Origin of the sequence: Paenibacillus terrae (assembly GCF_000943545.1) — a bacterium.
Taxonomy (GTDB): domain Bacteria; phylum Bacillota; class Bacilli; order Paenibacillales; family Paenibacillaceae; genus Paenibacillus; species Paenibacillus terrae_A.
Genome location: NZ_JTHP01000106.1, coordinates 1 through 13,129, shown reverse-complemented (window position 1 = coordinate 13,129; position 13,129 = coordinate 1). Strand labels below are relative to the sequence as shown.

The following is a 13,129-nucleotide window of genomic DNA, read 5'->3' as shown; positions in this document are numbered from 1 at the left end:
GGCTGGCGCACAGGGCGCGCAGCCTCTTTTCCCCATCCTATCAGAGTGTAACTCCACATTACTGAAATTATCTTCTACACATAGAAGGCTTCAAGCTGACGCACAATTTCTGCCTCGTCATGCTCTACCACCTGCTGGTGCTGCGATTTAGAGAACAATTGCTCAATCTGCACCGGGAACTCCTGCTTAATGTCCACCAGACGGATCGCTTCATCGAATTTGGCAGGGTGCGCCGTTGCAAAGGTCACACATACTTCTCCATCGCCATTATACGCCTCATACGCGGCGATACCGCAAGCCGTATGCGGGTCCAGCAAATAGCCATATTCGGCTTTGTATTTGCTAATCAGTTCCAGACACTTTTCATTCGAAGCGCCCAGGGCTTCAAAATCCTGCTGTACGCGTTTTAAATCTTCCGCACTGATCACAATCCGTCCTTCGGTTTTGAGGGTATTCATGTATTCAGTTACCTTCGCTGCATCTTCTCCAAGGAAATAGTACAGATATCTTTCGAAATTGCTCGCCACCTGAATGTCCATGGAAGGACTATACGTGCTTTTGAAGCCGCCTGGTTTGTATTCGCCTGTCTTCACGAAGCGCTCCAAAATATTATTTTCATTCGTCGCAATGATCAGCTTATGGATTGGCAAGCCCATTTTCTTCGCAAGAAAGCCGGAAAAGATGTTGCCAAAGTTGCCGGATGGCACGCTGATATTAATCTTCTTCGTACCCGCAGTCTCCTGTGCCCGGAAATAAGCATAGAAGTAATATACAGTTTGCGCCAAAATACGCACAAAGTTAATCGAGTTAATCGCCCGCAGATGATGTTTTCCTTTGAAATCCAGATCGGCAAACAGGTCCTTGATGACTTTTTGACAATCGTCAAAGTTCCCTTTTACGGACAGGTTCAGTACATTTTTATCGTCAACGGTCGTCATTTGCAATTCTTGTACCTTACTCACTTTTTGGTGTGGGTGCAAAATACAGATTTTAATGCCTTCCTTGCCACGCACGCCCTGAATCGCTGCCGCCCCGGTATCGCCCGAGGTTGCGCCCAAAATGTGAATGATCTCATTCTGCTTTTTGGACACGTAGGAATAAAATTCACCCATAAATTGCAACGCCACATCCTTGAACGCAAACGTCGGACCGTGGAACAGCTCCAAAATATATAGGGAATCGTTGATCTTCTTCACTGGCGTGACTTCGGGATGACGGAAGCTCGCATAGCTGCGCTCCACCAGCTGCTCCAAATCTTCACGAGGAATTTCATCATTGATATACAGCGCAAAAACTTCCAGCAGCAGCTCTCTGTAGCTCAATGTTGCCCATTGCTCCAGCGTAGCTGCCGACACCACCGGAATTTGCTCCGGTACCATCAGACCTCCATCGTCAGCTAACCCCATGAGCACTGTATCAATAAATCCTTTGGCTTCTACTCCACCTCTAGTGCTTATATATCTCATATCCATCCCCCAATAAAAATTCAATTCGAAATTTTTGTCGAATATATTATTGTCTATAATACCCTGTCGCGGTGCTGTAACCAAGCCCTTTTTAAATATTTTAAGAACTTTCTCCTACTTTACCATACCCCGATGTCCCAAGCACCTGTAATCCACAGGCAATCGGGGCATCAGTAACAGGCTGTGAGTATGGAAAAAAGGAGGTTGCTCCCGTGATTATGACCCTGAAATCGAGAGTGAAGCCAGCTTGAGCGAAGGTGAAGTGCAGCTTCCCGTAAAACGCAAATCGTTGCCAATTTCCTCAATCTGCTGTAACACGTCAAAGAAATTACCGGATACGGTAATCTGATTGACTGCTCTGACCACTTTCCCCTGCTCAATCAAGTATCCCAGACAAGCCAGCGAAAAATTACCGGACGCCGTATTCGTACCTGCATGCAATCCTTGCAGCTCCACAATCATCAAGCCGCGATCCGTCTTGCGAATCATGTCCTCCAAGGTAGAAGAACCGGGAGCCACATACAGATTATGATAAGAGACACCGATTTTACCGTTGTAGCCGCCTTTAGAAGCATTGGATGTACTTTGTACTCCGGCTTTGCGGGCTGTCTTGCGGTTATGGAAGTACGTGAGTAATTCCCCGTCCTTGATAATCTCGTTGCGACGTGTAGCACTACCTTCAGCATCGAATGTGCTGCCTGCCGGAACATTTTCCATCAGCGGATCATCCACCAGCGTGAGCTTGGTGTTTGCCACCTTTTCCCCTAATTTCCCTGCTAGACGTGAGAAGCCTTTATCCACTGACTCCGCTGAAAATACCGATGTATACGCAGCCAGCAATTGCGCTGCTGCATCATGACGGAAAATGACCGGATAGTTATCCGATTGAATCGTGTGAGCACCCAGCTTGGAAACAGCCTCTTTTACGGCTTTATGCGCCACATCTGCAATATTGATTTCTTCCACACTCCGCAGGGAATAATCATGCCAGCCCCCGGTAACCGTCTCGTCATTTTCTTTGGCAATCACGTAGACATAAGCGGTCGCCAGACTTTTGCGGCGATGACAGTGCAGCCCTTTCGTGTTCACAATCAGGACTTCATTTTCACGAATGCTGACTGAGCAATGTCGAGCCATTACAATCCGTGGATCTGCGGCAAGCGCTGTACGTTCCATTTCTAACGCAGCCTCAATGAGAATTTCAGGAGCCGTGTCAGCTAACGCGGCGGCATGGGCAGGCTGCTCCGGATAGCTTACTGAGCCTTTGAACAGTTCATCCTGTTCCTCGCTCTCCAATATGTCCGCGTTGCTGTGTGCTTCCTCCAATAAAAAGTCGATCACGTCCGGCTCCAGCTTCTCCGTAGAGGCATAACCCATTTTCCCGTCGATAACACCCCGGAAGGAAAGCCCACCATTTTCAACAATCGTGTATTGGTCAATTTCCCCCTTCAGTACCTTTACCGAGGTAGAACGTCCATTTATATAGTAGATTTCCATATCCGCGTAGCCGATTTCCCGACCTTTCGTGAACAATGCTTCCTGAAATTGCTGAATATTCATCGCCTATTCCCCCTTCCGTCCGCCAACGGTCATTTCGGACACTCGAATTGTTGGCTGTCCGCAGTTGACCGGAAGACTTCCGCTGACCGAGCCGCACATCCCCTGACCATGATCCAGATTGTTACCGACCATATCAATATTTTGCAGTGTTTCAATCCCTTTTCCGATCAGCGTTGCGCCTTTGACCGGCTCGGCAATCTTGCCGTTGCGAATCATATATGCCTCTTCAACCGCAAAATTAAACTCGCTCGTCGAAGTATTCACCGAACCGCCGCCCAGCGATTTGGCATAGATCCCGTACTCCGTATTCGCAATGATTTCTTCACGTGTGGAATCTCCGTTAGCAATAAACGTATTGTTCATGCGGGAAGCAGGCGCGAATTTATAGGATTGTCTTCGTCCTGACCCCGTCGCAGGTACACCCATCTGGCGCGAGCCCATTCGGTCGATCAGATAACCTTTTAAAATACCGTTCTCAATCAGTACGTTGCGCTGTGTCGGCGCTCCTTCATCATCTATATTCAGCGAGCCCCACGCGTTCTGAATGGTTCCATCATCCACAGCCGTGACGAGCGGCGAAGCCACCTGCTGCCCAATCTTATTCGCAAACACGGACGTTCCATGTGCCACCGCCGTAGATTCCAGCCCGTGACCACACGCCTCGTGGAAAAGAACGCCGCCAAACCCGTTCTCGATCACGACGGGCAGTCTGCCGCTAGGCGCGTATCCCGCTGTTACCATTGTGGTCGCAATACGAGCTGCGTGTCTTGCATTTTCTTCGATATCCAGATTCTCCAGGAATTCAGTCCCTGCATAAGCTCCCGGCCCGCGAAAACCGGATTGTCTATGCTCCCCAGCTGTCGCAATGGCGCTTATTCTCATGCGTGTATACGTGCGGGTATCCTCCACCAACAGCCCGTTGCTATTGGCGATCAGCACGTTCTGGATCGAGTTGCTAATCCCAATGGAAGTTTGCGTGATGGAAAGATCGTATTGGCTTGCCGCCTCATGCGCACGTCTCATCATGTCGATCTTGGCGCGTTTCTGTGATCCGTCAGGAATGATGGCAATGGGATGGTGATTAGGGATGGCATGGGGATGGAGTGTGATCGGTTGTGTACCTGCCGCTCCAACTCCGCGAATGGCCTTGGCAGCCGATTTGGCCAGTCGAATCAGGCTCTGCTGGCTCATGTCACTGGTGTAGGCGTACACCGAAAAATGCTCCTTCATGATCCGAATACCAATCCCGAAATCCCGGCCTGACAGCGCCGTATCCACGACCCCCCCGGTCATGCCCAGTTGTCCATTGGTACGGTCCTCGACGAACACCTCTGCAAAATCTCCGCCCGTCTCCAACGCGGCTTGCAGCATATTCTGAATCTGTGTTGGATGTATCATCACGTTCCTCCTCGTTTTTGCCATGTTTCTTATTGTACGGTTATTCGTTCAAGATAATATGCGGGTTCATTTCCCATAACTTTACTATACATGATGTGGGAGTGGGTGTAACTACGTGAGCGGCGGTGTGCTTGGGTGGAGTGAAGATTTATGCGGGGGGGATTAGGGGAGAAATGAGAAAACCCGATTAGACCCTGAAGGGTCATGTCGGGTTTGGATTGGGGAGGCAGTACATGCAACTAAGACCGCTACGTAGACGGATCATTCTTCCGATCGCTGCGCTTCTTCAAAACGATTCCGTCCCCTCCGTTGCTATACTTGGGTTTGCTTCATTTTGTTTGCCAAAATACTTTTTTTCAAACGAACTTTAAACAATTCCCTGCGTAAATCCAGTTCCATGATATGAAGATGATCGGCCGCTTCTTTGACCGTTTCCATGTGCAGTACGCTTGCCTTTTGAGAAATAATAGACAATGCATCCAAAATAAGCTTTGTGCATGTTTTAAGTCTCTCTATGTGTTCGTCTTCCTGCTGTACCAAGCTCTCATATTGATCAGCCGTATTTTCGGATGGCTCCGTATGTTCCTCGCTCTTTGGCTGTTTCGGTTGAGTATCCAAGTTATCATCTCCTTTATATAAGCAGTGTAGCAAAGGATGGTACTAGATGTGGTACGTGGATACGTAGCAATGGTAGGAAAATAATAGTGACCTAGATGAATTAATTCTGGAAGATGTAGGACGAAAAATATCGGAAGACATTAAAATAAACTTATGATACTCTAAACCCTTGTATAGCAAACATGCAATACACTTCTCATGTGTCGAGACAGCGAAAGGGATATATTCCTTTTAATTATATATATTACCTATAGTTATCAAAATCCGATCCTTCTCACAACACCCCCTTTTTCCAGATGATGCCCGTTCTCCCTTCGCTTCTATTGATCCCACTAATTCCATATGAGCCTGTATTAATTTACACAAATCCATGATCACGGTTAAATCGTCCCTCTTCCTGACTTGGAAAGGCAATTGCTCAAAATTACTGTCATCTTCCTCTCTTCCCATACCTCTCCTAATTCCAGAAATACACATTGTAAATACCCCAACCAATGGGTCATTTTGTAAACTAAATCTCTCTTTTAACCGATAAATACATATGCTGGGTTGTTTTAAAATATATCTCTTGTTCCTCAAGCTTGAATACCAAATGGATTAATCCAAACCCTAGCATAAGTAAAAAAGAAAGGTGTGAAAAGTATGGAGCATATGGATGAACGAATCATCCGTTTAAAGCATCAGGCCCAAAGCAATTCCCAGACCTCCACGTCTCCACCAACGCTTTCTCAAGAAAAAGTGACCCAATCGATTGCTGCTGGTTCGATTGAGTTATTCCAAGGAACGATGGAATTTGAACCGCTTGTCCTTACTGAATATGGAGTATCGACGATGATGCCGAAGGGATTTTCGACTCTACCCGAGCATATCGCCAAAGTGAAATATCTGGTAGAAGCACGTCCCAAATATATGTATTCAGACCCCGCCTACGATACCAGTCTAGGCTTTAATCACACCGAACAGCCTCTTCAAGATGATCAGGTTCAAGAAATGAAGGATGCCATGATTGGCATGATTAAGAGCGTTCAACCTTCTGCGGATTGGATCAATGATGGGGTGAAAGATGTACATGGACATCACGTAGGATATTTCAGCTTTGTAGGTCCCGGACTCGGTGGAAACATCTACACGTTGATGTATTTCATTGCGCTTCGGAATCAGATGTTGCTCTGTAATTTCAATTGTAATGAAAAGGAACGACGAATTTGGATGCCATTAGCTTTGGGAATGATGGAAAACCTAAAAATCCTTGAATCCTGATCCGAGAGGAGATCACAATCATGAGTGCTAAACCCATTACGTATGATCAGTTGGAAGTTACTCCTTTTGAGTTTAGCCAACTGATCCATATTCGTGTGGAACAGAAACTGAACGAGCATGCCAAGCTGACCCTAACGGGAAGAATTCCAGAAAAACTGAAAGAAAGCTATATAAAAAACAATTATGAGTCCCAACCCATTGAGCTTAAACAACGTGTAGCAGGCGATACAGTAACGTTGTTCAGCGGAATCGTGACAGATATTCATTTAGAGGTTGTCAAAGGCGTGTATTCCATGACGGTTGAGGCCTTGTCGTGGACTTATCTACTGGATATCCAACTGAAGAATACCTCCTTTCAGCATTCGAACATGACCTACAATGAATTGATTGCACAGACCATAGCTTCTTACTCCGGTAGTCAGTTTATGAATATGATTTCCTCCAATCATCGTCTGGGCAGTTATGTTCTTCAATATCAGGAGACAGACTGGCAGTTTCTGCAGCGAATGGCTTCCCGTTTTCAAGCTTGTCTCCTCCCTGCTCCCTATTTTTCGGCCCCCACCTTTTATTTTGGTGTGCCGCAAGAGAAGCCAGGTGGGGAAATTCAGGTTTCTTCCTTTACCGTCCGAAAACCGTTGAGCCAATTTCGTCATCTGACCGAAAATCATGTTCAGGGACTACAGGCAGCCGATTCGATTGAATATGAGGTTTACAGCGATCAGTTACTGGATTTGGGGTCACAAGTTACGTTTCGGGGAAAAGAATTATGGGTGCGTGAGGCATGGATGACCATGCAAGACAGCATTTTAAAGCTTCGTTATCTCCTGACACCCCAAGCGGGTCTAGCTTTTGCCCCGACATACAATATGGCGATCATCGGATTATCGTTGCAAGGAAAGGTGCTCAGCGTTCATCGTGACCGGGTTAAGGTTCATTTGGAAATCGACAACACACAGGATGAAGCAAAGGCATTCTTATTCCCTTATTCTACGACCTATGCATCCGAAGATAATACAGGCTGGTACTGTATGCCTGAAGCCGGGGACAGCATTCGAATTTATTTTCCGAATCAGCACGAAGAAAAGGCCATGGCGATTAGCTCCATTCGCAGAGAAAATCCACCTGAGCAAACAGGCTCTAGGGGTGGAGGAACGCTCATGGTTGCCGAACCTGTGGACCCGATGTGTAATCCAGATATCCCCTATTTAAAAACTAAGTTTGGACAAATCATTAAATTCACACAACAAGGAATTGATATCATTTCTAGTGAGGGCTCATCCATCCATCTGTCGGACGATGGCATCATTACCGTATCCAGCAGCCAAAAAATCCAATTCGTCGCGGGAGAAGAAATTCACATGGAGGCTCCCACAATCAAAATCGAAGCGGAGCAGATGATCTCCCTCAATTGTAAGGGGAACACCATTGAAATTAGCAACAATGACATCAACATCCGTGGTACGCAAGTGAAGATGAACTGAGCGAGGGTAAAGCTATGACAAGAAAACAGGAAGCCTGGGTTCATTTTAAAGAACAGGTAGCAGCCCCACTCATGGCAGAGCAGGTGCGGAAGCTACATCACTATTATGGGCAACACCGGGATGAATTGGAAGAAAATCTATTGCAATCGCTCCAATCGCTGTGGAATAAAATCGCGTTTGAGCAGCTTCACGGGGGCAAAGGCTCTATTGGATATGTCATTTGCTCAATGCTGCGCTCATCCATACACCTGGGTACGTATACCAATCGACTGGATGCGTATGATAGCACTTGGTTTTTAGATCCGCCCCCCTGCTCCAGTCCTTATGATACCCGCTGGGCATTCTCTCCTTTGGAAGAATGTGTACATGCCCTGCATGCCAAAAGGCGTGAATATCAAGGGGCTATTCATCCACAGCAAATTGAGCAACTGGCCTTACAATCAGCATCTCTGTACCATCGCTATGTATTTCATTTATTTCATAGGGTGATACCCCGACTCGTTCAACAGAAAGAGTTTATCCAGCTTAGGAAAGAGAACCATTTTGAAATCCGGGTAGGCGAATATTTGGATACGAGCGAGACCGTGTATGTGCAGGAACCTATACCGACGGATGCAAAGACAATTCGACGCTGGATGGAGAAAAGAAATGAATTCGATTATGTCTACCGTTCGATCTCATCCGCCGACTGCTCTCAGGGCAACTACACGGACATGGATTTTCGTTACACGCATTTCAAAGAGATGGATTTTAGCAAGAGCGATATGAATGCAGGACTATGGATGGGTACACGTTTTGAACAATGCAATTTGAAAGAAACGAACGTTCAAGGAAGTATCTTGTACGACGCTGTATTTTCCCGTTGTCATTTGGGGGGAGCTAACTTTTCGGCAACCGTTGGCAACCAACATACATGGGATGAACAGGCTTGCCAGTTTTATGGTATGGAAGGAGTGGATTTTTCGGGCTCAGATTTATCAGGAGCTTGTTTCCGTCATGCCAGATTGGAAGGCGCTAATTTTGTGGACGCTCAATTGGAAGGAACCGATTTCACAGGAGCTGTACTGAAGGGAGCCTTATTCTCAGCAAGTGCAGCCAAGCAAGGAAACTGGAGTGACCAGCAACGGAATGAAATTCGGTGGCTAACCGCTGAACCCTCAACCCATTAAGAGGTGATGTACAAGCTATGGATTATTTTATGCTAAGACAGGATCCAAGAGAGATAGACAGCTTAACTTTTATAGGCATATCTCATCGGGAATTGATGGGAAAGCTTACGTCTGAGAACCCCACTGCTTTGTATGTGCGAAGCACGGAGACTGCCGAGTACATGGATTATATGGAACGACCAGCTGTATTCATTTCCAATCCCTTATATCGGATGGTGAAGAAATATGTTCCGACCCTGGAACTAGGATTAGCTGTATTCATAGATCAGACCCATGGGGATCAAAAGTTGTACTGGTCTTTAGAAGATATGGAAGGCAGTGATTGTATATCGGGGAATAGTCAGCTTGACAAGCTCGGATTCATCACGCAGCTGATACTGGACGAAACCAAAATACCGGAGCAGCCGTTATTCCAAGTGGTTCATAGGCAACAGCGCTTTACCATTGTGCGTCTCGATCTGGTGGAAAGTTTGCTTCGACGTGGGATATGCGGATTTCATTTACAAACGGTAGATACGGTGAGAGGAGAACAATAAGTATGGCGCAAATTCAAGATTCAGGTCAACAAGATGGAAAATATGTGGTTAGAGGAACGCCCATTCAGTGTTCTTGCGGGAGTGCCAAGGATGTCCTGAACTTACCATTCAGTCATCATGTTTACGTGGGAGAGGCGCCTGCCATGAGGGTAACGGATTGTGTTGTCGGTAAGAATATCATCTCGTTCGGGGCCTGCAGCAGTTCAAGTAACCCCGATGCAAAAGAAGAGGTCGAAGAACGAAAATGGGTTGTATTCTCGGAAACCAAGGTCATTGATAAAGCAGCGACAGGGATGCTAGCCTGTACACCTGTCATCCCGCCTGGACAGTCACGCTGGATCCAGCCCCAAGATCATGTACTTATTAATAATGAGCCTGCTTTACTGGACTGTGCAACTTTAGTTTGTAGTAACGGCGGCACCATTACCATTGAAAAAAAGTAACCTGATCTGAGTCTCATAAGCACGGATAGAAAGGAGGGTGCAGATGAGCACCTTTGAACTCACACTGGCTAGCCGGGAGATCAGGCTTGTCTGGCCATACGAACTGGAAGCGGTGACTTCATTTCAAGTCATCCGTCAGGTCAACGATCATGCGCATATCCGATTTACCGGTATCATTCCCGACGCACATCTTGAGAAATACATAGAGACCGTGAGTTCTCAAGACTCGATTCAAGTATTTCAGAAAAATGGATCGCGGGATATCCCCATTTTTAGTGGAATGGTGTCGAACATGTCGATTCATGCCGTAAGAGATACGTATGTGGCAGAAGTTGAAGGTATCTCCCACACCTTTGATCTGGATGTAAAGCGTAGGTCCCAGAGCTATCAAAATCGGAGCACAACCTATGACCAGGTCATCCGTCAAGTGATTGCTCCTTATCCCGGAAGCGATTATATAGATATGGCGCATAGCAGCCAAACGGTGGGTAAGTTTCTGATGCAGTACGAGGAGACCGATTGGCAATTTATTAGGCGGTTAGCCTCTCATACCGGGGCTGTACTAGTGCCTGATGTGACCTTGCTCCGACCTGCTTTCTGGTTCGGTATGCCTGAACTCGACCCGCCGATAGAACTGAGTGCGACCTCGTATGGAGCAAGCAAGAACCACCGAAAACATATAACCTACGAGGTAGAGAGCAAACAACTACTGTCTTTGGGTCAGCTTGTCCGGTTCAAGGGACAGGAAATGGTGGTTGCTGGATCTGTCATTGAACTCGACAGGGGGATTATACGTATGCGTTATACACTGGCTCCCCCTCAAAGTATACGTCAGCCCAAACAATATAATCCGCTATTGACAGGGTTATCTCTGGACGGAAGAGTGATCAAAGTCCACCGAAAAATGATCCAATTACACCTGGATATTGATCAAGAGGAACCACCGGAAAGTAACAGTTGGTTTCCGTATTCCGGGGAAGGGAATAACGCTTGGTATACGATGCCGAAGGTTGGAGGAAGAGTACAGCTCTATTTTCCCGACTCTAATGAAAATCATGCCTTTACCACCAGTGCAACACGCGGTGCAGGAGAAAAGATGCAAAGCCATCCCAAAATGGGAAATCCGAATGTAAAGTCGTTTGTGAATGACAGTGGCAAAACGATGGAATTGGCAGAGCGTAACATCTCTTTCACAACAGGACCCGTCTCGATTATAATGGACGAACAAGGTGTAAAATTGGATAGCCCGGCTAAAATTGTGGTGAAGACCAGCGAAGAGTTATCTCTGGGCCTTCCCTTGCCTGGTGGTGATACGGAGTCTACCCCCACTCCCCTCATTACCGTGAAGGCTGAGAAAAGCCTCAGTTTCATGCAAGGAGGCTTTACGGGGCTGGAGATCGAAGATCTGCATAAAATGCTGTCCAACAAAACCTACATCGAAGGAACTTCCACCGAAACGGTCGCCTATCCCCCCATTGTATCTGAAGGTCAGGCTGAGGCGCAGCAAGCGACGCAAAAACTGGAGCAATACAAGCTGAGCGAGGAACGGAAATCCAAAGGCGCACTGAATATTCTCGGCGGCCTGATGAATACCATTGTGGGTGCAGTTACCGTTGCAGCAGGGGTAGCCGCGGTCGGCGTTGGTGTTGCTTTTGGCTGGACAGGTGTGGGACTCGTACTCGCCGGGGCAGGAGCAGTGGCTATCGCCGCAGGAGCGTATACGGCAGCATCGGGAGTAGCCGATATCGCGGAGGGTGTGCAAGACTACAATTATGGTAGCAAGGGAGACACGCAAACCCCTGCCTTTAACTTTGTAAGAGATACGCTGTTTGATGGAAACGAAGAAGCCTATCGGATGTCTGTGGATATCGCCATGATTACAGGCGGGCTAGCCGCAGAATTTGTAGCTCCCTTCTTGGTATTGTCGTCCGTTCTTGGCACGAGTAAAATGATGAATCGCACGAACAGTAGTCAAAAACCAGCATCCTCGTCCAAACCTACGCCTACTCAAAAAGGAGGGCCAGGTGTAAACAGGCCGATTGACGAATTTGATGATACACAGATTTATAATGGGGCAAATGTTAATAGATCTAAGGAGCCTCCTAAAACAACGGGTACAAGTAATTCTGTTGCAGGGAGAGGTAGAAATGCAGTACAAATAGAATATCGAAGTGATAACTTATCTGAGATGGTAGCTCAACAAAGATTAAAAGACAATGCAAAAGACGCTCGAAACTATGCAGTTTTTGAATATGAGAAGCCAGATGGCTCAATTGGTTACAAAACTGCTCATAGTGAAGGACGAGGTGGAAGGCATTCAGAAAAAGTGATCCATGATTATTTAAAGGAAAATGAGATTGATCCTTCTAAGGTAAAAAGAATTTATTCTGAAAGACAATTTTGTGATCTGGAAGGTCATGATTGCAGTGATTTAATAGCCCGGAATTATCCGCATGCTGAAACTTCTTACTCTTTTCCTTTTGACACCAAAGAAGCTGCAATAGCCAGCAAAAAGAAATTAATGGAAGAAATGAAGGAATTGTTTAAATAAAGTCGACTAAAGGAGTGTGAATTTATTGGTCATTTCAAATGAGGAAATTAAACTTTTTTGGAATAATGAACTAATAAGGTACACAAAAGACGATTTAAGAAAATTTAAATTTAGTGAAGACACAATCCAATTTTTATGTGCTGTTGGATTACCAGATAAAAAGTTATCAAGTAAGATCATATTCAAGGAATTTTTTGATGCTGATCATTTTAAAGAGATAATTATCAATAATGATATATTTATTATAATTGGAAAACATACTGATGTAGATACAAGTTTGATTGTTAAATTAGATACTATGGAATTATATACAACACGCGACTTATCTAAAATAGTATTTATTAATTCAAATATAAAAAATTATTTAGTATTTGAACAACTATATCGAACACAATCCTCAAAAATAAAGGAACCGTTTGATGATGAAGAAAATTTGTTATTCGTCAAAAACCTAAAGACTATATTTTCAGGCATAGATTCCAAAGCTCTAGAAGACGGAACTTACTGGGATGGAGTACTTTTTCCATACGAGATTGGACTTTTTTAATTTATTCATCTTCAGTTAAACTTTTAAAGTTTACCTCAATCCAAAACCTTAGAAGCTTATTCCAACTTGAATCATGAGTTAGGAGTGAGCCTCGTTTTTC

12 protein-coding genes are annotated in these 13,129 nt (G+C 45.7%); 7 read left to right on the top strand and 5 right to left on the bottom strand.

The window, feature by feature from the left end:
- Positions 1-74 precede the first annotated feature (74 nt).
- The 5 genes from thrC to QD47_RS27385 all read right to left on the bottom strand — a co-directional run bounded on the left by thrC (position 75) and on the right by QD47_RS27385 (position 5,519).
- The gene (gene thrC, locus QD47_RS27405) at positions 75-1,466 is read right to left on the bottom strand and encodes a threonine synthase (protein ID WP_044649097.1); all 1,392 of its coding nucleotides are present in this window, start codon (positions 1,464-1,466) and stop codon (positions 75-77) included.
- Between the two features lie 216 nt (positions 1,467-1,682).
- Complete coding sequence (locus QD47_RS27400; protein ID WP_044649095.1) at positions 1,683-3,026, bottom strand: TldD/PmbA family protein; 1,344 nt, start codon at positions 3,024-3,026, stop codon at positions 1,683-1,685.
- 3 nt (positions 3,027-3,029) lie between these two features.
- A complete protein-coding gene (locus tag QD47_RS27395) occupies positions 3,030-4,424 on the bottom strand; it encodes a TldD/PmbA family protein (RefSeq protein ID WP_044649094.1) in 1,395 nt (464 codons plus the stop codon).
- Positions 4,425-4,736: 312 nt separating this feature from the next.
- Positions 4,737-5,042, bottom strand: coding sequence for a hypothetical protein (locus QD47_RS27390; RefSeq protein ID WP_044649093.1), 306 nt, complete (start codon positions 5,040-5,042; stop codon positions 4,737-4,739).
- A gap of 231 nt (positions 5,043-5,273) precedes the next feature.
- Positions 5,274-5,519 (bottom strand): hypothetical protein, encoded by a 246-nt coding sequence (locus QD47_RS27385; protein ID WP_152643890.1) that lies wholly within the window; start codon positions 5,517-5,519, stop codon positions 5,274-5,276.
- Between the two features lie 165 nt (positions 5,520-5,684).
- Between QD47_RS27385 and QD47_RS27380 the strand changes: the two genes are divergently transcribed.
- From QD47_RS27380 to QD47_RS27350, 7 genes are read left to right on the top strand one after another with little or no spacing between them, the layout of a single operon-like run.
- Positions 5,685-6,302, top strand: a complete 618-nt coding sequence (locus QD47_RS27380; RefSeq protein ID WP_044649091.1) for a hypothetical protein — start codon at positions 5,685-5,687, stop codon at positions 6,300-6,302.
- 20 nt (positions 6,303-6,322) lie between these two features.
- Positions 6,323-7,783, top strand: a complete 1,461-nt coding sequence (locus QD47_RS27375) for a contractile injection system protein, VgrG/Pvc8 family (protein ID WP_044649090.1) — start codon at positions 6,323-6,325, stop codon at positions 7,781-7,783.
- A 14-nt stretch (positions 7,784-7,797) separates the two neighbouring features.
- A complete protein-coding gene (locus QD47_RS27370) occupies positions 7,798-8,952 on the top strand; it encodes a pentapeptide repeat-containing protein (RefSeq protein ID WP_044649089.1) in 1,155 nt (384 codons plus the stop codon).
- Between the two features lie 17 nt (positions 8,953-8,969).
- Positions 8,970-9,488 carry a hypothetical protein gene (locus tag QD47_RS27365; RefSeq protein ID WP_044649088.1) on the top strand — a complete coding sequence of 173 codons (519 nt, stop codon included), beginning with the start codon at positions 8,970-8,972 and terminating at the stop codon, positions 9,486-9,488.
- A 2-nt stretch (positions 9,489-9,490) separates the two neighbouring features.
- The gene (locus tag QD47_RS30305; RefSeq protein WP_052646981.1) at positions 9,491-9,931 is read left to right on the top strand and encodes a DUF4280 domain-containing protein; all 441 of its coding nucleotides are present in this window, start codon (positions 9,491-9,493) and stop codon (positions 9,929-9,931) included.
- 43 nt (positions 9,932-9,974) lie between these two features.
- Complete coding sequence (locus tag QD47_RS27355) at positions 9,975-12,482, top strand: nucleic acid/nucleotide deaminase domain-containing protein (protein WP_044649087.1); 2,508 nt, start codon at positions 9,975-9,977, stop codon at positions 12,480-12,482.
- Between the two features lie 25 nt (positions 12,483-12,507).
- The gene (locus QD47_RS27350; protein ID WP_044649086.1) at positions 12,508-13,029 is read left to right on the top strand and encodes an SUKH-4 family immunity protein; all 522 of its coding nucleotides are present in this window, start codon (positions 12,508-12,510) and stop codon (positions 13,027-13,029) included.
- Positions 13,030-13,129: the final 100 nt, after the last annotated feature.

Bases quoted from the DNA above. Each gene is read 5' to 3' on its own strand.
- QD47_RS27355 (WP_044649087.1), top strand. From the start codon at position 9,975: ATGAGCACCTTTGAACTCACACTGGCTAGCCGGGAGATCAGGCTTGTC.
- QD47_RS27370 (WP_044649089.1), top strand. From the start codon at position 7,798: ATGACAAGAAAACAGGAAGCCTGGGTTCATTTTAAAGAACAGGTAGCA.
- QD47_RS27380 (WP_044649091.1), top strand. From the start codon at position 5,685: ATGGAGCATATGGATGAACGAATCATCCGTTTAAAGCATCAGGCCCAA.
- QD47_RS27395 (WP_044649094.1), bottom strand. From the start codon at position 4,424: ATGATACATCCAACACAGATTCAGAATATGCTGCAAGCCGCGTTGGAG.
- QD47_RS27385 (WP_152643890.1), bottom strand. From the start codon at position 5,519: ATGTGTATTTCTGGAATTAGGAGAGGTATGGGAAGAGAGGAAGATGAC.
- QD47_RS27365 (WP_044649088.1), top strand. From the start codon at position 8,970: ATGGATTATTTTATGCTAAGACAGGATCCAAGAGAGATAGACAGCTTA.
- QD47_RS27375 (WP_044649090.1), top strand. From the start codon at position 6,323: ATGAGTGCTAAACCCATTACGTATGATCAGTTGGAAGTTACTCCTTTT.
- QD47_RS30305 (WP_052646981.1), top strand. From the start codon at position 9,491: ATGGCGCAAATTCAAGATTCAGGTCAACAAGATGGAAAATATGTGGTT.
- QD47_RS27400 (WP_044649095.1), bottom strand. From the start codon at position 3,026: ATGAATATTCAGCAATTTCAGGAAGCATTGTTCACGAAAGGTCGGGAA.
- thrC (WP_044649097.1), bottom strand. From the start codon at position 1,466: ATGAGATATATAAGCACTAGAGGTGGAGTAGAAGCCAAAGGATTTATT.